Annotated in this window: 22 protein-coding genes; 13 read left to right on the top strand and 9 right to left on the bottom strand. The window is 47.0% G+C overall.

The features are described 5' to 3' along the window. Nucleotides 1-44 precede the first annotated feature (44 nt). Nucleotides 45-845, top strand: a complete 801-nt coding sequence (locus ICN11_RS06870) for a biotin--[acetyl-CoA-carboxylase] ligase (protein WP_216229720.1) — start codon at nt 45-47, stop codon at nt 843-845. Further along, a complete protein-coding gene (locus tag ICN11_RS06865; RefSeq protein WP_216229719.1) occupies nt 842-1,663 on the top strand; it encodes a type III pantothenate kinase in 822 nt (273 codons plus the stop codon). The genes ICN11_RS06870 and ICN11_RS06865 overlap by 4 nt, the downstream gene beginning before the upstream one ends. Here ICN11_RS06865 and rfaE2 read toward each other — a convergent pair. After that, nucleotides 1,660-2,151 (bottom strand): D-glycero-beta-D-manno-heptose 1-phosphate adenylyltransferase, encoded by a 492-nt coding sequence (rfaE2, locus tag ICN11_RS06860; RefSeq protein ID WP_216229718.1) that lies wholly within the window; start codon nt 2,149-2,151, stop codon nt 1,660-1,662. The genes ICN11_RS06865 and rfaE2 overlap by 4 nt on opposite strands. A 102-nt stretch (nt 2,152-2,253) precedes the next feature. Between rfaE2 and ICN11_RS06855 the strand changes: the two genes are divergently transcribed. From ICN11_RS06855 to ICN11_RS06835, 5 genes are read left to right on the top strand one after another with little or no spacing between them, the layout of a single operon-like run. Beyond that, nucleotides 2,254-2,820: a glutathione peroxidase gene (locus ICN11_RS06855; protein ID WP_255539906.1), complete on the top strand. Its 567-nt coding sequence runs from the start codon at nt 2,254-2,256 to the stop codon at nt 2,818-2,820. Then, nucleotides 2,820-4,208: an FAD-dependent oxidoreductase gene (locus tag ICN11_RS06850; protein ID WP_216229716.1), complete on the top strand. Its 1,389-nt coding sequence runs from the start codon at nt 2,820-2,822 to the stop codon at nt 4,206-4,208. The genes ICN11_RS06855 and ICN11_RS06850 overlap by 1 nt, the downstream gene beginning before the upstream one ends. Next, nucleotides 4,209-4,994, top strand: coding sequence for a DUF1365 domain-containing protein (locus ICN11_RS06845; protein ID WP_216229715.1), 786 nt, complete (start codon nt 4,209-4,211; stop codon nt 4,992-4,994). Further along, entirely contained in the window at nt 4,991-6,286 is a 1,296-nt protein-coding gene (locus ICN11_RS06840; protein WP_216229714.1) for a cyclopropane-fatty-acyl-phospholipid synthase family protein, read from the top strand. The genes ICN11_RS06845 and ICN11_RS06840 overlap by 4 nt, the downstream gene beginning before the upstream one ends. Further along, a complete protein-coding gene (locus ICN11_RS06835; RefSeq protein ID WP_216229713.1) occupies nt 6,283-7,059 on the top strand; it encodes an SDR family oxidoreductase in 777 nt (258 codons plus the stop codon). The genes ICN11_RS06840 and ICN11_RS06835 overlap by 4 nt, the downstream gene beginning before the upstream one ends. A 9-nt stretch (nt 7,060-7,068) precedes the next feature. On the opposite strand, the gene ICN11_RS06830 is transcribed toward ICN11_RS06835, so the two are convergent. The 3 genes from ICN11_RS06830 to argS are packed head-to-tail and all read right to left on the bottom strand — an operon-like array spanning nt 7,069 to nt 10,120. Further along, the gene (locus ICN11_RS06830) at nt 7,069-7,731 is read right to left on the bottom strand and encodes a thiol:disulfide interchange protein DsbA/DsbL (protein ID WP_216178635.1); all 663 of its coding nucleotides are present in this window, start codon (nt 7,729-7,731) and stop codon (nt 7,069-7,071) included. Further along, nucleotides 7,728-8,342 carry an SPOR domain-containing protein gene (locus ICN11_RS06825; protein ID WP_216229712.1) on the bottom strand — a complete coding sequence of 205 codons (615 nt, stop codon included), beginning with the start codon at nt 8,340-8,342 and terminating at the stop codon, nt 7,728-7,730. The genes ICN11_RS06830 and ICN11_RS06825 overlap by 4 nt, the downstream gene beginning before the upstream one ends. A gap of 50 nt (nt 8,343-8,392) precedes the next feature. Then, nucleotides 8,393-10,120, bottom strand: coding sequence for an arginine--tRNA ligase (gene argS / locus ICN11_RS06820; RefSeq protein WP_216229711.1), 1,728 nt, complete (start codon nt 10,118-10,120; stop codon nt 8,393-8,395). Nucleotides 10,121-10,155: 35 nt separating this feature from the next. Here argS and ICN11_RS06815 point away from each other — a divergent pair, with 35 nt between their 5' ends. Further along, a complete protein-coding gene (locus ICN11_RS06815; protein ID WP_216229710.1) occupies nt 10,156-10,473 on the top strand; it encodes a DUF1840 domain-containing protein in 318 nt (105 codons plus the stop codon). Between the two features lie 21 nt (nt 10,474-10,494). On the opposite strand, the gene metH is transcribed toward ICN11_RS06815, so the two are convergent. Together metH and ICN11_RS06805 are read right to left on the bottom strand one after the other, a co-directional pair. Next, the gene (gene metH / locus ICN11_RS06810) at nt 10,495-13,242 is read right to left on the bottom strand and encodes a methionine synthase (protein WP_216229709.1); all 2,748 of its coding nucleotides are present in this window, start codon (nt 13,240-13,242) and stop codon (nt 10,495-10,497) included. Then, complete coding sequence (locus tag ICN11_RS06805; protein WP_216229708.1) at nt 13,239-14,303, bottom strand: homocysteine S-methyltransferase family protein; 1,065 nt, start codon at nt 14,301-14,303, stop codon at nt 13,239-13,241. Before ICN11_RS06805 ends, metH begins: the two co-directional genes overlap by 4 nt. A gap of 78 nt (nt 14,304-14,381) precedes the next feature. Here ICN11_RS06805 and ICN11_RS06800 point away from each other — a divergent pair, with 78 nt between their 5' ends. Then, nucleotides 14,382-14,831, top strand: a complete 450-nt coding sequence (locus ICN11_RS06800) for a PhaM family polyhydroxyalkanoate granule multifunctional regulatory protein (RefSeq protein ID WP_216178641.1) — start codon at nt 14,382-14,384, stop codon at nt 14,829-14,831. On the opposite strand, the gene ICN11_RS06795 is transcribed toward ICN11_RS06800, so the two are convergent. After that, complete coding sequence (locus tag ICN11_RS06795) at nt 14,743-15,828, bottom strand: MBL fold metallo-hydrolase (protein WP_216229707.1); 1,086 nt, start codon at nt 15,826-15,828, stop codon at nt 14,743-14,745. The genes ICN11_RS06800 and ICN11_RS06795 overlap by 89 nt on opposite strands. 21 nt (nt 15,829-15,849) lie before the next feature. Between ICN11_RS06795 and ICN11_RS06790 the strand changes: the two genes are divergently transcribed. Continuing rightward, nucleotides 15,850-16,026: a DUF1289 domain-containing protein gene (locus tag ICN11_RS06790; RefSeq protein ID WP_216229706.1), complete on the top strand. Its 177-nt coding sequence runs from the start codon at nt 15,850-15,852 to the stop codon at nt 16,024-16,026. 14 nt (nt 16,027-16,040) lie between these two features. Here the strand turns inward: ICN11_RS06790 and ICN11_RS06785 are convergent, their stop codons facing one another. After that, nucleotides 16,041-17,024 (bottom strand): MDR family oxidoreductase, encoded by a 984-nt coding sequence (locus tag ICN11_RS06785; protein WP_216229705.1) that lies wholly within the window; start codon nt 17,022-17,024, stop codon nt 16,041-16,043. A gap of 87 nt (nt 17,025-17,111) precedes the next feature. Here ICN11_RS06785 and ICN11_RS06780 point away from each other — a divergent pair, with 87 nt between their 5' ends. Genes ICN11_RS06780 through ICN11_RS06770 form a run of 3 tightly spaced genes read left to right on the top strand, consistent with a single transcriptional unit; the run spans nt 17,112 to nt 18,611 of the window. After that, complete coding sequence (locus tag ICN11_RS06780) at nt 17,112-17,414, top strand: hypothetical protein (RefSeq protein WP_216229704.1); 303 nt, start codon at nt 17,112-17,114, stop codon at nt 17,412-17,414. 21 nt (nt 17,415-17,435) lie between these two features. Next, on the top strand, nt 17,436-17,924 hold the full coding sequence (locus tag ICN11_RS06775) for a flavin reductase family protein (RefSeq protein WP_216229703.1): 489 nt from the start codon (nt 17,436-17,438) through the stop codon (nt 17,922-17,924). Nucleotides 17,925-17,948: 24 nt separating this feature from the next. After that, complete coding sequence (locus ICN11_RS06770) at nt 17,949-18,611, top strand: glutathione S-transferase family protein (protein ID WP_216229702.1); 663 nt, start codon at nt 17,949-17,951, stop codon at nt 18,609-18,611. Between the two features lie 67 nt (nt 18,612-18,678). On the opposite strand, the gene ICN11_RS06765 is transcribed toward ICN11_RS06770, so the two are convergent. Further along, nucleotides 18,679-21,714 carry an efflux RND transporter permease subunit gene (locus ICN11_RS06765; protein WP_215289534.1) on the bottom strand — a complete coding sequence of 1,012 codons (3,036 nt, stop codon included), beginning with the start codon at nt 21,712-21,714 and terminating at the stop codon, nt 18,679-18,681. Nucleotides 21,715-21,717: the final 3 nt, after the last annotated feature.

Below are 21,717 nucleotides of genomic sequence, written 5' to 3'. Positions count from 1 at the left end.
CATCATTCTAGGTCAGCTAGGCCAGATCTTTCTACAATAGGAAAATGAGTCCGAATTGCATCCTAGAGCGCGTTGCCACCACCAAATCAACTAATGATGATTTATTGGCCCGCTGGCGTGCCGGGGAATTAATTGATCCCGTTGCTCGTATTGCCCACGAGCAGACCTCGGGCAAGGGTCGAGCTGGAAGAGTTTGGCTCTCCAACCCTGAGGATACTCTGTGCTTTTCCTTGGCCTACCCATTCCAGAAGCGCCCCAATGAACTGAGTGGGCTCAGTCTAGTTATCGGCTTGGCGGCTATTTCCGGCATTGCGACAGCTCTGGGGCTTAGCGAGGATGCGCTTCATCAACAGGGTCTACGACTGAAGTGGCCCAACGATTTACTACTGAACAATGCAAAGCTTGGTGGCATCTTGATTGAAGGTGGACAGAGCAATCCAAATTCACCCACTTGGATGGTAATCGGACTAGGTCTGAACTTACGTAACCCAGCACTCATTCAAAAAGGTTTGAAAGATCAATCCTCTCTTAATGTTGCCACCTTGGATCAACTCATACCGCATCAAACCTCAATTCCCGATACGGAATTTATTTGGCTAAAACTAATTGAGTCATTTGAAAAGCATTTGACTCAATTTGAGCAATATGGATTTGGCTATTTTAAAAATTCCTGGGAACGCTGGGATGCCTTCAATGACCAGTCAGTTTGCATTTCAGGCACAGGCACGGATCCCATCATTGGAATTTCTTCCGGAGTTGATGACACTGGCGCGCTCCTCCTAAAACAGCATGACAAATTGATTGCCATTCATGCAGGCGATGTTTCTTTGCGAGTTCAATCATGAGTCTGTATTTAGTATTTGATCTTGGCAACACTCGGCTTAAATGGGCCGCCGTTGAATCCACACAGAATATTGCGGACAGGAATAAAAAACTGTGGGCATACTCTGGATCGATTAGTACTAAGTCTTTCCAATCGCCCGAGCTACGCGCCGAACTATCTGACTACATTTCTAAAACATTGCCAAAGCCAGATGCGATTGCATTTTGCTGTGTAGCAGGTGATGCTGCCATTGAAAATCTACGTAGCCTCTTTCCGCAGTGGCAAGACCTTGAGTGGAAGCAATTTACAGGTAGCAGTGCTTACGATGGTGTGCGCACACTCTATCAAGATCCAAACAAGCTGGGTGCAGATCGATGGGCAGCACTCATTGGTGCAAGAGCACTCTCAAATACGAACACACTGGTGATTAATGCAGGAACAGCCACCACTATTGACTTATTGGGTGGCAACGGCGTTCATTACGGCGGCTGGATCTTGCCGGGCCTTAGCCTGATGCAAGAAAGCCTTCAACAAAATACAGCCCAACTTCCACTTGCGGTTCGCACTAGCAATTCTGAGGCTCAAGCAAGCTTTGGCACAACGACGGATGAAGCTATTACTGGTGGTTGTGATGCGGCGCAAATAGGAGCGATACTGCGCGCGGCTTATTTAGCTAAGGCCATGAATCATCCTGTCGAGCGAATTTGGCTTGATGGTGGCAACGCCAAAATTTTGGCAAATGAAATCAAACGGTTTCCAGAGTTGTCAGCGCTTCCTGTTGAACCGATTGAAGGTTTGGTACTGCGCGGGCTTTGGGCTTGGCTCTTACAAAATCTTTAGCTAGTTCGGATCTTGCCTAACAGGGTTGTCGTAGAGCGCTCATACAGAAATGGAATAGCGACTGCTTTACCGCCCCAAGTCTTCACCAAGCGAGTTTCTTCAAGAGTATCGATTTCATAATCTCCACCCTTAACGTAGATATCCGGATGAATTTTTTCAATCAGATTGACTGGGGTTTGCTCTGTAAACATCACAGCTAAATCCACGCTCTCCAGCGCCGCCAATAAAGCTTGGCGGTCAGCCTCGGTATTAATAGGCCTGTCATCACCCTTCCCCAACATCCTCACTGAGGCATCTGAGTTCACCCCCACCACAAGGCTAGCACCTAAGGCACGTGCTTGAGCCAAGTAACTGGCATGTCCGCGATGCAGAATATCAAAGACTCCATTCGTAAATACCAGGGGCCTTGGGAGCGCCGCAATGCGGGCCTCTAACTCTGCCGGGGGGCAGACTTTAGACTCAAAAGAAGGTAAAGGTAAAGAGCTCATAGCGTCATATTAATGGCATTGCGCTAGGCTCAACGATATTTGCCAGAATGTCTTAGACTTGGACATCCCAGTCCCACCCTAAGGTTCAAGATGACTCGCAATATGCCTAGCTACTTACTAGCACTATTTTTGCTGCTGCCGGCAATGCAATTTGCAAAGGCAGCTCCTCCAGCTTCGGCCAGCTGCAGCCCCCTCTTGTCACACACCTTCCCCAGACTACAGGATGAGGCACCTCAAAATCTATGCCAATATCAAGGCAAAGTCATTCTGGTCGTCAATACAGCCAGCTTTTGTGGCTTCACCAGCCAATATGAAGGTCTTGAGAAGCTGTATGCCAAATATAAAGATCGTGGCTTAGTTGTACTGGGATTTCCATCCAATGATTTTGGACAACAAGAGCCGGGTAGCAACAAAGAGATTGCTGACTTCTGTAAAAATACCTATGACGTGAAGTTCCCCATGTTTGCCAAGAGCTCAGTCAGCGGCAGCAATCCCAATCCTTTATTTAAGATGTTGATTGCTAAAACTGGTACAACTCCTAAGTGGAATTTTTATAAATACCTCATTGATCGCAACGGCAATGTTGTGGACTCCTATGGCAGCATGACTAAACCATCGAGTAGCAGCATTACTGGCGAGATAGAAAAACTTCTTGGAGAGAAAATTTAGTGGGTAAGAAAAAAGTTGCCATCATTGGCGCTGGTATATCTGGCTTAGGCTGCGCATATGCATTAAGACAGCACCCAGATTTAGACATCACCCTATTCGAAGGCGGCAATCATATTGGTGGTCATAGCAATACCGTAGACCTAACGCTCGAAACCCCTCAAGGTAAGACTACTCATGGAGTGGATACTGGATTTTTAGTATTTAATCGCAAAACCTATCCTCGCTTAGTTCGTCTATTTGAAGAAATTGGAGTGCCGATTGCTCCATCAGAAATGTCTTTCTCAGTATCGATTGATGCCAGCGAAAAAACTGGGCACAACAAAAAAATAGAATGGGCTGGTAACGACCTCAATTCTTTCTTTGGCCAACGATCTAATTTATTCTCGCTTTCATTTTGGAGAATGGCCTATGACATCTTGCGCTTCAATCGTCTTGCTACTCAGCTTGCCGAAGAACAAATCACCTCTAAGCTTGAATACTCAGAACCTGATGAGCGTATTAAAGATTTTTTAGATCGCAACCGCTTTAGCACCAGCTTCAGAGAGAATTATTTCTTACCGATGATTGGTGCTATCTGGTCATGCTCTGTTGAGCAGATGCTAGAGTTTCCAATTCAAACTATGGTGCGTTTCTGCCATAATCACGGCCTTTTGCAAATTCAGAATCGCCCGCAATGGCTTACTGTTAAAGGCGGTTCAAGAGAATATGTAAAGCTTTTAGTGGCGGCCCTTGAGAAACATCAAGTCCAATTTGTGCGCGAATCCGCAACCCGAGTTAATGCAAGTCAAACTGAAAACTCTCAGGCTGAAGTCATTACCGCATCTGGGTCACACTGGTTTGATGAAGTAGTCATGGCTTGTCATAGCGATCAAACTTTAGACTTAGTTCATGGCATTGACCAAGATGCTCGTAATATTTTAGCCTCGGTTCCTTATCAAAAGAATCGTGCGATTTTGCATACTGATATCAATTTCTTGCCAACTACCGAGCGCTGCTGGGCGGCCTGGAACTACACTGCAAAATCGGGTGCAACACCAACTGCACAACAACACGTTAGCGTTAATTATTTAATTAACCGCTTGCAACCTCTGCCTAAGGCATTCGAGAGCACGCAGATTATTGTGAGCTTGAACCCACTGACTGATCCCAAGCCAAGCTTAGTGCATGAAGAAATTCATTACTCGCATCCAGTCTTTGATATGCGCGCAGTCCAGGCCCAAAAGGCACTGCCTTTAATTCAGGGCAACTCCTCAATTTGGTATTGCGGCGCATGGACTGGCTTTGGCTTTCATGAAGATGGTCTGCGATCAGGCGAATTGGTCGCAATGGATCTAATGGAAAGCATCTCTCATCGCGTTAAATCTAGCTCCATTAAAGATGCTCAGTAAATGAATTTGCCAACGATTAATTTCGGAGCGGTTAAGCATCGGCGTTTTCGTCCCGCTAAAAATGCGTTTGGCTATGGTGTATTTACTTTGTCTATTCCAATGCGTGCGCGTAGGAATGATCCAGCGTTACTCAGTAAACATGGTCTTAGAGACAATCGGTTTGGACTGTTTTCATTCTTCGATCAAGACCATGGCCTAGGAAGTCAGGATAGCCTGTCCTGGATCGAAACAATTCTTGAAGAAAACAACATCCAGAATATTGATGGCGAGATTTGGCTACAAACCTTCCCACGCGTACTAGGCTATGTCTTCAATCCTGTCAGTTTTTGGATCTGTACCCGAGCCAATGGTCAGGTTCAAGCAGTGCTAGCCGAGGTGAATAACACCTTTGGCGAACGACACTGCTACTTACTTCATCATGACTCTGGAAAAGCCGTGCAATCTGGAGAGACTCTGGTGAGCAAGAAGGTCTTCCACGTATCACCTTTCTGTGATGTTCGAGGGGAATATCACTTCCGCTTCTTATTTCCCCAGGATAGTCATTCAAAGCGAAATATCGTTTGCCGAATTGAGCTCCATGAAGATGGAGCCCCATTGATCAACACCAGTATCAGCGGTCTTGCTCAGGCACTGAGTAAAAGCGCCCTCTATCGTGCCTTCTTGCGGTACCCGCTGATGAGCCTAGGTGTCATCGGCCGGATTCACTGGCAGGCATTGAAATTGTGGCTAAAAGGAGTACCCTTTTATTCAAAACCTAAACCACCAGAACTTGAAATTACTAGATGAATCGCCCCGGTCAATCCCTGCTATCTCGACTCACATTCTCCCGTCCGGAGAAGCGGGAGTCTAAGCAACAACAATACCGTGCAAGCACACAGACTTTATTAAGTCTCCTAGCGGAATTGCGTAGCGGGCATTTGGTTCTTACATTACCAAACAAGGAAGTAAGGGAGTTTGGAAATAGCTCAGACCAACTGCATGCAGAAATTCAAGTTTTAGACTGGTCAGTATTTAAGCAAGTTTTATCTCATGGCGATATTGGCTTTGCCGAGAGCTATATTCGAGGCGAATGGAATACGCCTGACCTTAAAGCCTTGCTGGAATTAGCCATTCGAAATCGCAACATTTTAGAAAAAGCAATCTATGGAAGCTGGTTAGGTTCTATAGCGTATCGCTTGAAGCATTGGTTTAGAGACAATTCCAAATCTGGAAGTCGTAAAAATATTCATGCGCACTATGACCTAGGCAATGCGTTCTATACCCTGTGGCTAGATCCGTCAATGAGCTATTCAAGCGCCTGGTTCTCTGAGGGAGACAAGCAATCCCTGATGGATGCGCAGCGCGCCAAGATCAAACGCATACTAGACTCCATCCACGCTAAACCGGGTGACCAACTACTAGAAATTGGATGTGGCTGGGGTGGATTTATGGAAGAGGCCTTACGCAATGGCAATCAAGTTACAGGCTTAACTTTATCCACAGAGCAAAAAGCCTTTGCAGATACTAGACTTCAAAAAGTTAATACAGAGGTGGGTAATCAACAGAAATTCGAGGTACGCCTTCAGGACTATCGGGACTGCGCAGAACAATTTGATGGTATTGCCTCCATTGAAATGTTTGAAGCAGTTGGCGAGAACCATTGGGGCGAATACTTCCAAACAGTTGCTAAGCGACTGAAAGCGGGTGGCCGAGCCTGCATCCAAACTATCGTGATTGCAGAGGACTTGTTTGATCGCTATCGTCATAGCACCGACTTTATTCAGCAATACGTTTTCCCAGGCGGTATGCTTCCCTCACCTTCTAAATTCAAGGCTGCTGCAGCTAATGCGGGTTTAGAGGTTGAGGCAGAGTTTGCATTTGGTGCTGACTATGCCAAAACCTTATGCCTATGGCGCGACAGCTTTAATCACAAGATTGAAGAAATCTATCGCCTTGGATTTGATGAAGCTTTTATTCGACTGTGGAATTTCTATCTTATGTACTGCGCTGCTGGATTCTCCGAAAAGAATATTGATGTCGTGCAATACACCCTCAAACATTCAGATGTTACCCACTCGAACGATGCCCTGCGCCCATGAAACAAAAAGGATTTGATTCATTTGTAAATCAACGTATTTGGATCATTGGCGCTTCCAGCGGAATTGGTGAGGCCTGTACACAAGCCTTTATCAAGGCAGGTGCAAGAGTTGCTCTTTCTAGTCGTCGCGCTGAGAAACTCAATACCATCGCACAATCCGCAGCACTGGGGCAGACCTTAGTCCTGCCGCTAGATGTCACTCAGCAAGAACAGCTCATTTCCGCCTACCAGACCATCCTTGAAGCCTGGGGTGGCTTAGACCTATTGCTATTTGTGTCGGGCGTATACACACCATTACGCGCCGATAATTTTGAGTTTGAAGTTGCGCAGAAAACAATTGATGCAAACCTACTTGGCCCCATGAGAGCGGTCAGCATTGTTTTACCCAATATGCTCAAAGAGCATGCTGGTCATATTGCCATCGTTGGTAGCGTAGCTGGATACAGTGGATTGCCAAAAGCCTTGGCCTATGGACCTAGCAAAGCAGGAATTATTAACTTCTGCGAAACCCTGTACTACGACTTGCTACCGCAGGGTGTGAGCGTGCACATGATTTCACCAGGGTTTGTAGCAACCGAAGCGACTGCACAGAATGATTTTGAAATGCCAGCACTCATTACTGCTGAGGAGGCTGCAACAGAAATTCTCTCAGGACTACAGGCTGGAGAATTTGATATTCACTTCCCTAAGCGGTTTTCAGGATTCTTAAAGTTCCTCAGAATCCTGCCTTACCCACTCTATTTTTGGATAGTAAGACGCTTCGTCAAAATCTAAGACCCTGAATTACTTGTACTTATCCTTGCGGATTTTTTGCTCCAAGTAATCCATCACTGCAATCGCTTTAGCTTTGGTTCCAGCAATTGATGGAGAGGTCACATAGCGGCCCTGCATCACAATAGTTGGCACACCATCAATGCGGTAAGCATCAGCCATCTGTCTTGCCGCACGTGCTTTAGAAACAACCGCAAATGAACGGTATGTAGCCAAGAAAGTATTGCGATCAATACCCTGAGAAGCGACCCAATCTGCTATCTCATTTTCTGTCATGAGGCGCTTATTTTCTTTATGCATGGCGTACATCACTTTGTCATTCATCGCCTCACCCTTGCCCATGGCCTCTAAGGCATAGAACAATTGGCTGTGTGGCATGAAGTCATCACGGAAGGCAACCGGCACCTTACGGAATGTGACATCCTTTGGTTGGCGCTTAAGCCAAGCATTTAACTCTGGCTCAAAGTCATAGCAATGTGGGCAACCATACCAAAAGAACTCGATAACCTCTACCTTGCCCTTAGATTCAACCGGCTGAGGAACAGGCAGAATGCGGTAATCAAATCCCTCTTCGATCTTAGGACTTTGCGCAGTAGCAAGGCCTGAAAAAGAAAAGGCCAGGCCAAGAATGGTCGCAGATAAAAGGGCTCTCTTAGACTTAGATAATGTAATCATGATTTGCTAGATTTAATAACGCTCGGTTTAATGCCCATGCCATTTAACTTATCTCGCACAGGATTGCTTTCTTCAACACTGTTGTACGGTCCAACGCGAACACGCCAGAGTGTATTGCCTTCACTACTGATCTCACTCAATTGAGACTGAATACCCTGAATAGCCAAACTCGCTTTTTGCGCATCCGCATCAGCGCGCTTATTAAACGCACCAACTTGTAAGAAATAGATAGCGTCTGATTTTGCAGCAGAGGCTGGAGCCGCATCCACTGGCTTCTTGCCATTAGCCAAGTCAGCAATGGGGTCTGGCGCACTAGCGGCAGGTGCAGCAGACTTACCTTGCAAAGGCTTATTCAGGTCGAGCGCTTCCGCTGGAGCAGCAGCCTCTCCTTCGGCAGGAGCCGGTCCTGACTTAATGGTTAAGGGGAGATTGGGGGCCCTAACTCCAGGACGCTCTTGGGGTGTATTTTTTGAAAGGTAAAAGGCGATCACAAAAGCAACCCCCAGGCCAACTCCAAGCCCTAAGATAAAACCAAGAATAGTGCCGCCATACTCGGGGCTCGAAGACTGTGTCTTTGGAGCGAAGCTGGTGTGTTGATTGTTTTTTTTCATCGTGTCCCCATCCTTCTTTTTACTTCTTAAGCGCTAGCAAGTACTACAGCTTACATCTTAGCGGGTGCTGATACACCCAATACTTTTAATCCATTTTCAAGCACTTGACGAGTCGCCGAGAGTAAGGCGAGGCGAGCTAATTTCAATGCAGGGTCGTCCACCAAAACGCGGTCTGCGTTATAGAAAGTATGGAAGTCTCCCGCTAAATCACGTAAGTAGAAAGCCAAAGCATGTGGCGCCAAGTCTGCCGCTGCATCAGTAAGCATTTCTGGGTATTCAGCTAGGCGGCGCAATAAATGATCGGAAGCTTTGCTTTGTAACAAAGAAAGGTCCGCGCCCTTCAGGTCAGAAACTTGTCCGCCCCATTGAGTCAAAATTGAGCAAATGCGAGCATGAGCGTATTGCACATAGAAAACTGGGTTCTCATCATTTTGCTGCAATGCCAAATCAACATCAAATACAAATTCAGTATCGGCTTTTCGAGAGATGAGGAAGAAACGCACAGCATCGCGTCCGCGCTGCAGCGCAAGCTCGCGCTCATCAGCAGTCATCTCTGGCGTAACTCCACCAGACCACTCAACCAAGTCACGCACAGTCACATAGGAGCCTGCACGTTTAGAGATTTTGACTTCTTCACCATGGCGCATCACTGTCACCATCTTATGCAATACATACTCAGGATAGGTTTTTGGAATATCCCAACCACGCTTCTGAGCCACACCTTGTAAGCCTGAGCGCACGCGTGCGATCGTGCCATGGTGATCACTGCCCTGGACATTAATCACTTTTTCAAAGCCACGATTCCATTTGCTGGTGTGATAAGCAACATCAGGCACAAAGTAGGTAAAGCTACCATCAGACTTTCGCATGACGCGATCTTTATCATCACCATCATCCGTTGTCTTGAGCCAAAGTGCACCCTCAGACTCATAGGTCTTACCAATGCTCTGCAGCTCTTCAACAATTTTTGCAACACTGCCATCGGTATACAAAGAAGACTCTAGGTAGTAGCAATCAAACTTGACGCCAAATGTTTTTAAATCGATATCTTGTTCATTGCGCAAATACGCCACAGCAAATTGACGGATAGCTTCAAGCTCATCTTTATATTCAGATGAAGCTTTAAAAGCGGTTGCAATCTCTGCAATGTATTCACCGTTATAAGCACTCTCTGGCCAAGCAGCATCACCTGGTTTAAGTCCATTTAATCGAGCCTGCACAGAGAGTGCCAAATTCGCAATCTGGACTCCAGCATCGTTGTAATAAAACTCGCGGTGCACTTTAATGCCCTGCGTTGCTAATAAGTTTGCCAAGGCATCGCCGAGTGCAGCCTGACGGCCATGACCAACGTGTAGTGGTCCAGTCGGATTAGCAGACACAAACTCAATCATGGCACTGGAGACCGGGGCCGCTTCTGGAGCTAACTGACCAAACTGGGATCCTGCCGTGAGAACCTCTTGTACCACCGCAGTTTTAGCGGCATTGCTCAGGCGAAAGTTGATAAATCCAGGGCCCGCGATTTCGCAAGAGGCGATGAGGTCGCCATAGCCGGGTTGCTGCTCTAGGCGCTCAACCAACGCTTGTGCCAACTCCCTAGGATTTAGCTTCCAAGCTTTAGAGAGCTGGAGGGCAATATTGCAAGCGACATCTCCGTGGTCTACCGCCTTAGGGCGCTCCAAACGAGGCGCAGGGGCATCGCCCAAACCACGCTCCTGAGCCAAACCCTGCAGGGCTGCGCTCAGCATTTCAATTAAACGATTTTTATTAGTTAACAACATAGATAAGTGAGTTTATCAGGTGGTAAGCTATCGAAATGATCTATCAATTTCGCTCCAAAGCGGGTCCTGACGTCATCATGCTGGCTGATCTGACCCAGCGAATCTTTGAAATTTTGGGCCGCCCATTAGAGCCGAGAGGTATTTTGACGGTTGAGCAATTGCCAGCCCTCATCATCGCCCTAGAAACCGCCATTCTGAAAGACCTGGAAGAGCGAGCTAAAAGTAATGCGGCTGATCAAGAAAATACTGAGAAACCGAAGCTGGCCGACAGGCTGGGGCAGCGCGCCTATCCCTTCCTAGAGCTCATGAAGCAGGCTAAAGCCAAAGATGAACCAGTGATGTGGGGCGTTTAAAGCACCACATCAAGGAAGTTCTTAGTCGATCGAGCTAGCCAGCTGGCGACGGATGTCTTCAACAGATTCATTACGGCGCTTAGCAAGATCTTCAATCTGGTCTGCTGACAACTTGCCCACATTGAAATAACGCGCATCTGGGTGTGCCAAGTAAAAACCACTGACACTAGAAGCTGGGTTCATAGCCATCGACTCAGTCAAGGTCATACCAATATCTTCTGAACCAATGACGCGCAATAAATCTTTTTTCACTTCATGTGCAGGACAAGCTGGATAACCTGGCGCCGGACGGATACCACGGTATTCCTCATTGATCATTTGATCATTCGTCAAAATCTCATCAGTTGCGTAACCCCAAAGATCCGTACGAACGCGATGGTGCATCAACTCTGCAAATGCTTCTGCCAAACGATCGGCCAAGGATTGCAACATGATTGCACTGTAGTCATCATGCTTTGCATGAAACTCGGCAACTTTTTTCTCAACACCATGACCAGTCGTCACAGCAAAGCAACCAAGGTAGTCAGCCACCTTAGAATCTTTTGGCGCCACATAATCTGCCAAGCAACGATTAGGTCGACGAACGCCATCAACTACTGGGCGCTCAGACTGCTGACGTAAGTTGTGCCAAACAAATAAGGGGTGCTCACGCGATTCATCGCTGTATAAGACGATGTCATCACCTATCGTGCTTGCTGGATAGAAAGCGACTACTGCATCAGCCTGCAACCACTGACCTTTGATTAATTTATCTAATAGAGCCTGGCCATCTTCAAATACTTTGCGAGCCTCTACGCCAACGACTTCATCATCCAAGATTGCTGGGAACTTACCAGCCAAATCCCAGGTCTGAAAGAATGGTGTCCAATCAATGTATTTAGCAATGTCACTTAAAGCAAAATTCTTGAAAACACGGCGCCCAATAAACTTCGGCTTCTCAGGCACATAACTAGCCCAATCAATCAGCTCGCGATTCTTACGTGCTGCTTCTAAAGAGATCGTTGGTGATGCTTTTTTGTTGGCATGCTGCTCACGAATACGGACATAGTCATCGCGCAGATCTTGAATAAATTTCTTGGCGCTTTCATCGGATAGCAAGCTTGATGCAACGGATACTGAGCGGGACGCATCAGGCACATAGACCACAGGGCCATCGTAATGAGGTGCAATCTTCACCGCGGTATGCACACGAGAAGTGGTAGCACCACCAATCATCAATGGAATTTGACGCTCACGGAAATAATCATCACGCTGCATCTCTTGAGCAACGTAAGTCATCTCTTCTAAGGATGGAGTGATCAAACCAGATAGCCCAACAATGTCTGCTTTTTCTTCTTTGGCACGTTTCAGAATTTCTGCGCAAGGCACCATCACGCCCATATTGGCAACTTCAAAGTTATTACATTGCAGCACTACTGTCACAATGTTTTTACCAATATCGTGCACGTCACCTTTAACAGTCGCCATCACAATCTTGCCTTTGGCCTTGGCTTCGCCTCCAGAAGCAATATGCAGGCGCTTTTCTTCCTCAATATAGGGAATCAAAATCGCTACCGCTTGTTTCATGACACGCGCACTCTTAACCACTTGCGGTAAGAACATCTTGCCAGCGCCAAACAAGTCGCCAACAACGTTCATGCCATCCATTAGAGGGCCTTCGATAACCTCGATAGGACGACCGCCCGCACCCATAATTTGGGCACGCAGCTCTTCAGTATCTTCTTCAATAAAAGTAGTGATGCCATGCACCAAAGCATGGGTTAAACGCTCACGCACGGGTGCTTCACGCCACACCAAGTTCTCTACTTGCTTGGCGCCACCGCCCTTAAATTGATCGGCAATATCCAGCAAGCGCTCAGTTGGAGTCTTACCGTCTTTTTCTTTAAAGCGATTGAGCACCACGTCTTCAACGCGCTCACGTAATTCTGGATCCAAGTCTGCATAAACACCAAGCTGTCCCGCATTGACAATACCCATGTCCATACCCGCTTGAATAGCGTGATACAGGAACACGGTATGAATGGCTTCACGTACGCGATCGTTACCGCGGAAAGAGAAGCTCACATTAGAGACGCCACCGCTCACCTTCGCGCCCGGTAGATTTTCTTTAATCCAACGGGTGGCGTTAATGAAATCTACCGCGTAGTTGTCATGCTCCTCAATACCAGTCGCAATGGCAAAGATATTGGGATCAAAAATAATATCTTCTGCTGGGAAGCCAATCTCATTCACAAGAATTTGATAGCAGCGCTGACAAATTTCAGTCTTGCGCTTAAAAGTATCCGCTTGACCTACTTCATCAAATGCCATCACTACAGAAGCTGCGCCGTAACGACGAATTAGACGCGCTTGTTTTCTGAAAGGCTCTTCGCCCTCTTTGAGAGAAATTGAGTTAACAATCGGCTTGCCTTGAATACATTTCAGACCCGCCTCAATCACACTCCATTTAGAAGAGTCGATCATGATTGGTACACGAGCAATATCTGGTTCTGAAGCAATCAAATTCAAGAAGCGCGTCATCGCCGCTTCCGAATCCAACATCGCCTCATCCATATTGATATCAATGACTTGAGCACCATTCTCAACTTGCTGTCTTGCAACTACCAAGGCTTCATCAAATTGATTATTCAAAATCATGCGTGCAAATGCTTTGGAGCCTGTGACGTTAGTACGCTCACCAATATTCACAAAGCCAACATCGGCTGTAACATTAAAAGGCTCTAAGCCCGAGAGCTTCATTGGCGGCATTACCTTCGTAGTCTTATTCATGCCGACACCTCTGCGCTCTCGCGATAGAAGGCACGTGGCTTGCGCTTAGCAACCGCATTAGCAATGGCACGAATATGGTCCGGCGTCGTTCCACAGCAACCACCTACGAGATTGACTAAGCCATCTTTTGCAAAGCCATCGACAAGGCTGGATGTAATTTCTGGTGTTTCATCAAAGCCGGTATCACTCATTGGGTTGGGCAAGCCGGCATTGGGATAGCAAGATACAGCGGCATCGCAAATGCGAGCAAGCTCAGCAATATAAGGACGCATTAGTGCAGCACCTAAGGCGCAGTTCAAACCAAAAGTTAATGGCTTGATGTGGCGCAAACTATTCCAGAATGCTTCGACTGTTTGACCCGACAAGATACGGCCAGAAGCATCAGTAACCGTACCTGAAATCATCACTGGCAAACGCTCGCCAGTTTCTTCAAAGAATTCATCCAAGGCAAACAATGCAGCTTTAGCATTCAGTGTGTCGAAAATGGTTTCGACTAAAAATAAATCAACGCCACCTTCAAAGAGGCCTTCAATCTGCTCGCGATAGGAAGCGCGCAATGCATCAAACGTTACATTGCGAGCACCTGGATCATTCACATCCGGAGAAATGCTGGCCGTCTTTGGGGTAGGTCCAATTGCGCCCGCCGCAAAACGTGGCTTATCTGGCGTAGAGTATTTTTCACAGGCGGCACGGGCCAATTGAGCAGAGATGACATTCATCTCACGTGCCAAGCCAGCCATTTTGTAATCCTCTTGCGCAACAGAAGTAGCGCCAAAAGTATTGGTTTCAATAATGTCTGCACCCGCATCCAAATACTGCTCATGAATCTTGCTGATGATTTGTGGCTGAGTGAGAACTAGGAGTTCGTTATTGCCCTTGATGTCACCAGGATGAGCCTCAAAGCGCTTGCTAGTGGGCAATCCACGGTAATCCGCCTCATTGAGCTTGCATTGCTGAATCATGGTGCCCATAGCGCCATCCAAAATCAGAATGCGCTGCTTCAGTAGCTCGGGAAGTGCCTGACCACGGGTGTAAGGCTGGGATAAACCATTAGATTGCATTGCTTAACCGGGATTAATCTCTAGAATCTCTTATTGTATTGGCATTAAGCCACTTTTATCTGACCCGGAGCCCGCCCTATGTTTGGAACTATCCCTGAATTCAATCAAAGCCTAGAAATGATGAAAACCATGTGGGGCCAGGGAGCAGGCGGATCGACGCCAGGGCAATTTCCCTTCACTACAGATGCCTCCAAGGCTGCAGGGGGTTTTGGCTCAGCATTTCCAGGGCTAGATACTGATGAGCTAGAAAAGCGCATCAAGGACCTCAAAAGCGTTGAAAACTGGCTTAACCTCAACCTCAATATCCTGAAGTCCACAATCCAAGGCCTAGAAGTGCAACATGCCACCATGATGGCCCTCAAATCATTCGGGGATGCTGTTTCAGCAACTGCTGCTGCCGCTACCGGCGGATCTACTGAAGAGTCTGGAACAAAGGCTTCTAAACCACGCAAAACCGCAACACGCCGTCGTCGCAAAGCTGGCGACTCAACTTTCCTCGACGAAGTAGGTAATTCAGATGAGCAATAGCCTCACCCATAGCAAATGTCATTTGGTGAATATCTAATTCACGCTTAAATAAAACCGGCACTATCTCACGAGCAGTTGCCGGTTTTTCACATGCTCCAAGAGTTTCTGCCAAGCGCTCATCGTGATGCGCTTTCAACTGATCAATCCGCGGCTTCATTCCTGTAAATGGCTTGCCATGCGATGGCAGCACTAATGCGTCATCGGGTAGCGGGAGATATCGATCTAAAGAGCTCAGATATAAACCCAAAGGATCTGCATCTGGATCAGCATCATAGACACTGACATTAGTGGAGATGCGCGGCAACAACATATCACCAGAGATTAATACGCCGAGATCTTTGCAAAAGAGTGAAGCATGTTCAGGTGCATGACCAAATCCCATGATCACTTGCCACTCATGTCCACCAATCAAAATCATTTCACCATCGATGATGCGACGATATTGTCTGGGCACACCCGGAACCATATTGCTATAGTAATTTGAACGCGCCCGAATTTTTTCTAAATCTTCTGGCGCAATCAATCCATGCTTCTGAAAGTGATCTGCAGAACCGCCGCCGCCAGCACGTGCACCAACCGCAGCACCGCCCTCTTTGTGGCTCAGCCATTGCGCGGTTAAATAATCCGTCATCGAAATCCAAAGCGGCGCATTCCATTTTTCGCAAAGCCATTGAGAGAGCCCCACGTGGTCTGGATGCATATGGGTCACGATCACCCTGAGTACCGGCAAGTCCTCTAGCTGCGTAGTAAAGATCTGATCCCAAGCTGCTTTTGTCTCATCATTTGCAATCCCACAATCCACGATGGTCCAGCCCTGAACGCCTTCAAACTCGTCACGTAGCAGCCATAAGTTGATGTGGTCTAAGGCAAACGGTAGGCGCATCCGCAACCAACGAACACCAGGTGCGACCTCCATTGAGCTCCCCACTTCCGGCAAAGCATCGGCTAAGGGATAATGAATAGAACTAAGATCGCTGGATTGGTTTTTGGTATTCATTTTTTCTATTCTAGGTTTGCTTTGACAACAGTTCCATCACCTTGCATCAACTGGTGCGACATCAACCCTGAAAATGGTTTTTGCCGTGGCTGCTATCGCACGCTATCGGAGATTGCAGACTGGTCAGAACATTCTAACTCTGACAAGCTTGAGGTCTGGGAAAAACTGGAAACACGCAAACCTCAAGCACCACAGTAAGCATTTTTAATTGCTTATTTATTGACATCCACAATTAAGCGACCGCGCACATTGCCCGCCATCAGCTCTGCCGCATATTTAATGGAATCTTCCAAACTAATTTCGTGAGAGATCTCCTCTAGAGTTTTGAGATCAACCAATTTACTCAATTGCTCATAAGCAGCAATGCGTTTTGCTTTTGGTACTGTCACACTATTGATGCCATACAAAGTGACGCCACGCAAAATGAATGGCGCAACAGTCGATGGAAAATCCATTCCTTGAGCAAGACCACAAGCGGCAACCGCACCATCACTCTTGGTTTGAGCACAGGCATTAGCTAATGTATGACTACCAACGCTATCGACTACCGCTGCCCAACGCTCTTTTGCTAAAGGCTTACCAGGAGCCGAGAGTGCGGCACGATCAACCACTTCGCTCGCGCCTAATTTCTTCAAATAATCAGCCTCAGACATACGACCAGTACTGGCAACAACCGTAAAGCCCAGCTTGCTCAAAAGAGTAATAGCAAAGCTGCCAACACCACCTGCGGCGCCAGTCACCAAGACCTCGCCATCACTAGGCTTAAGGCCATGCTTTTGTAAAGCCATCACACACAGCATTGCGGTGTAGCCAGCAGTACCAATCGCTAGGGCCTGCTTAGCAGTAAATCCTTTTGGCAAGGGAATAAGCCATTCGGATTTCACGCGCGCCTGTTGAGCCAATCCACCCCAATGACCTTCACCAACGCCCCAACCATTGAGTAACACCATGTCGCCAGCCTTAAATTCTGGGCTAGCGCTCTCTAACACTTCCCCTGCGAAATCAATACCGGGAACCATAGGAAAGCTACGTACCACCGGACCCTTGCCAGTAATGGCCAGGCCATCTTTGTAATTTAGCGTGGAATAGAGCACCTTAACTCTGACATCTCCCTCGGGCAAACTAGCCTCATCGACCTGAGCAAGCTCAGCCCGATAACCCTGATCATCTTTATTTACCAAAATCGCGTTAAACATGTCTCTTCCTTTTAAAAGCGCTGCATTCCCCACAGCAAATACGTAATAGGTTTATCCTAACGAGCATTGCTGATTATGGAGGTTTCCATGAAAAAAATTCTACTATTAACTACGATTTCTGGCTTAGCTCTGATTGGCTGCTCATCGAGCCAAATTAACATGTCCATGGGCAATATGCGCTTAATTACCTCCAGCGCAGCACCTCAAGACGTGATGGACTTTGCCAATACGACTTGTAAGAATGATTTCTATCAGGGCGCAAGCTTCCTCTCTAAAGCTGGAAAGGAATATCGCTTTAAATGCGTAAAAGCCGAAGAGAATGAAATCCTGACCCCGATTCCAGGAACGACCATCCCTGCCGATGTCCCTGCTCCAGCCACAACAAAGTAAAACACTTAATAAGCTCACAAGATGACCCCATTTACCTCCCAAGAGCTCCGCAAAGGCTTTTCTTCCTTTGCAACTGGGGTCACAGTCATAACCTGCTTAGATGCCGACCAGAATGCTCACGGCATTACCATCAGCTCCTTTAATACTGTTTCACTAGAGCCGCCACTTATTCTGTGGAGCCTTAAGAAGCATTCACGTTTGATGCCCAATTTTGAAGTGGGTCACAAACAGTTAATTCATGTCTTGGAGCGCTCACAAGAAGCAATGGCAATGCACTTTGCTACCGTGAAAGAAAATCAATTTGTGAGCATCCCCCATAAGCTTGCAGTAAGCGGGCTAACCCAAATTGAGGGATGCTGCGCTTACTTTGAGTGTGAAACCGTTTCTGTTCATACCGGCGGCGATCACAACATCATCGTTGCTAAAGTACTTAACCTAAAGCACACCCCAGAAAGTCACCCACTCATATTTGCACATAGCAAATTTATGGGCTTAGATTCATCACTTTAAAAATACCAAAAAATAGGAATTCTCATGATTCGCTTATGGGGAAGAAAAAGTTCCATCAATGTGCAAAAGGTACTTTGGTGCCTTGCAGAACTGGGGCTGGAAGAAGGCAAAGATTTTGAGCGCATTGATGCAGGCCTTCACTTTGGCAAAAATCGCACCCCTGAATTTCTAGCACTCAACCCCAATGGCTTAGTCCCGACTCTGCAAGACGGTGATCTTGTACTCTGGGAATCCAACACCATCTTGCGATATCTGGTTCGTCAGTACGATAAGTCGAAGCGCTTTCCAACAGACATCGCTAGTCAGTACCAATCTGAGAAGTGGATGGATTGGCAACTAGGTACGATGTGGCCAAGTTTACGCGTTGCATTTCTTGGGCTAACTCGGACGCCTGAAAACGAAAGAAACTACGAAGTCATTCGCAAGGCATATCAAGATACCAATGCTTTCCTCGCATTACTTGATCAACAGCTGGCCAATCAACGTTATTGCTCAGAAGACTCTTTCAACATTGGGGATATTCCACTGGCACTTTGTGTAAGTAGATGGATTCTATTAAATGAAACCTTTCCAGAGCAAACTGGGCCACGTCTTTCTTTGCAGAACGTCGAAGCATGGATGCAACGCATAGAGGCGGAAACAAAGTACAGCGTAGTTGCAGAAAAAGAGCTCAATATTGTGAAGTAAGTCAGAAGCTCCGATTGAAAAGGGTGAACTGAGTTCACCCTTTTTCTTTAACCATTTGCGGAATAAATTACTGTTGCTTAAATTTCTTCTGATGGTGATCTGCACCAATAAACAAGTACATCGCTGGCACTACAAAGAGCGTAAACAGAGTGCCGATCGATAAACCAGTAAAAATCACGATACCCATCGATTGACGGCCAGCAGCGCCGGCGCCAGAGGCGATCACTAGAGGCACGACACCCAAGACCATCGCTGCAGTAGTCATCAGAATCGGGCGCAAACGCACACTACTTGCTTCTACGATAGCGTCCAACTTACTGCGGCCAGCCTCTTGCAGCTCATTGGCAAATTCCACAATCAAGATTCCGTGCTTACTGATCAAGCCCATCAATGTGACAAGTCCAACCTGGGTATACACGTTCAAGGTTGTAAATCCAAGGTTGATAAAGATAAGGGCGCCAAACAAGGCAAGTGGCACCGAAACCAAAATCACGATCGGATCACGGAAGCTTTCAAACTGTGCAGCTAAGACTAAGAACACGATCAAGATCGCAAAGAACATCGTCACCAAGAAACCGCCTGACTCCGCCATGAACTGGCGGGATGGGCCGGCGTAATCCATGGTGTAACCATTGGGGGCGACTTCTTTCAAAGTTTGACGCATAAACTCAAGTAAATCCGCTTGAGAAATAAATGGCGTACTCACACCGGAGATCGTTGCAGAGTTAAGTTGCTGAAAGTGATTGATAGATTGTGGAACTACTTTTTGCTTAATCGTTGCAATCGTGCGCGCCTGAATCATCTGTCCACTAGGCGTACGGATGTAGTAATCCAAGATCTGATCCGGATTTAAGCGGTCCACTTGCTTTACTTGTGGAATAACGCGATAGGAGCGGCCAGCTACAGAGAAGTAATTGACGTAACCGCCACCCAAAGCAGCAGATAGCGCGCTACCCACCTGCTGCTGAGTCATACCTAGTGCGGCAACTTTTTCACGATCAATTTCTAAAACGTCTTGCGGCTTATCAATCTTCAAATCTGAATCCACGAAGAAGAAATTTCCACTGCGACGAGCCTTATCTAAAACTGCCTGGGATACTTCGTTGAGCTGCTCGTAAGACTCAGTAGTGTTGATGACCACCTGAACCGGCAATCCCTGCGCACCAGGCAAAGCTGGGAACTGGAAGGCTGCTACGCGAGCGCCTGCGATCGTATTCCACTTGCTTTGCATATCTTCTTGAAACTTCGTGGCATTACGACTGCGTTGATCCCAATCCTTAAGCAATACACCACCAAAACTACTGGTTGGACTGGTGATCTGGAACATCTGCTCATACTCAGGCTCTGCTGCTGATATTTGATAAATCTGATCAGCGTAAGTCTGCATCTGATTAACGGTACTATTGGGTGGGCCTGAAGCCTGCATCAACACAATGCCCTGGTCTTCTGTTGGTGCTAATTCAGCACGCGCTGTGGCGTAAAGGTAAGCAACTCCACCCAACAAAATCACGCCCATCACAATGATGACCTGCCAAGTACTCAAGAGTTCACGCAAAGTGGTTTGATAACTGTGGTGCACCTTATCAAAAATACGATCGATCTTTTGTACAAAGGAGGAGGCTTCTTGCTCTTCAGTAAAGATGCGTGAGCACATCATCGGAGAAAGCGTCAATGCAATCAACCCTGATACAGCCACCGCACTAGCCAAAGTAAAGGCAAACTCGGTAAAGAGCGCCCCCGTTAAGCCGCCTTGGAAGCCAATTGGAATATAGACCGCGATCAACACAATCGTCATTGCCAAAATTGGACCGCCTAATTCACGCGCAGCAATTAAGGAGGCTTCTAATGGCGACTTACCTTCCTTCATATGACGGTCAACGTTCTCAACCACAATGATGGCATCGTCCACTACCAAGCCAATTGCAAGCACTAGGGCTAACAGCGTCAGTAAATTAATGGAGTAACCCAATACCTGCATTAAGAAGAATGTGCCAATTAAAGAGAGTGGCATCGCAATCACAGGAACTGCAACTGCACGCGCACTGCCCAAGAATAGGTAGATCACCACTGTCACAATCAATAGCGCTTCTAGTAAGGTAGCCACCACTTCATCAATCGAAGTAGTAATGAACTTAGTGGAGTCATAAACTACTTTGCCCGACATACCGGTTGGCAACTGCTTCTGTATATCTGGCACCGCGGCACGAACACGTTCAGCTACATCAAGCAAGTTCGCCTGAGGCGCTACCTTGATGGCAATAAATACTGAGCGCTTGCCACTAAATGCAACATTCGTGTTGTAGTCCTCGGAGCCCATGCTCACGGTTGCCACTTGATCTAAATAGACAATATTGATGCCATCTTTCTTGACAACCAATTTGCGGAACTCATCGAGCGTGTGTAGATCCGTGCCAGCCACTAAGTCCACGGCAACCATGTCGCCTTTAGTACTACCCACCGCTGATAGGTAGTTATTGGCGGCCATCGCACTATAGACATCATCCGCGCCTACGCCAAGGCCAGCCATCTTCTCGCGATCCAGCCAAGCGCGTAGAGCAAACTTTCTGCCGCCAGTGATTTCAGCATTTTGGACGCCATCTACAGCATCCAGCTTTGGTTTAACTACCCGCAACAAGTAATCGGTGATCGCATTGTTCGGAATGTCATCGCTATAAAAGCCCATGTACATCGCCGCAGTCGACTGACCAATTTGCACAGTCAATACCGGTTGCTGAGCTTGGGGTGGCAGTTGATTCTTGACCGAGCTAATCTGCGTCTGAATTTGGGTTAATGCAGCATTGGAATCGTAATTAAGTTTGAGAGTAGCGGTAATCGTCGATAGGCCGCTCACACTCATTGACGACAAATAATCGATACCCTGAGACTGAGCAATTGCCGTCTCTAATGGTTGTGTAATAAATCCAGCAATCGTCTCAGGATCGGCGCCATAGTAGGCGGTTGTAATCGTAACAATCGCATTTTGGGTTTGCGGATATTGATTGACCGGCAAAGATCCAACAGCCTTCAAACCAAACACCAAGACAAGCGCACTCACTACCAGTGAGAGCACTGGTCTACGAATAAATATGTCAGTCCAATTCATCTA

Source organism: Polynucleobacter sp. 78F-HAINBA, assembly GCF_018882325.1.
Taxonomy (GTDB): Bacteria; Pseudomonadota; Gammaproteobacteria; order Burkholderiales; family Burkholderiaceae; genus Polynucleobacter.
The sequence above is the reverse complement of the archived record's forward strand: the minus strand, read 5'-3'. Positions and strand labels throughout refer to the sequence as shown.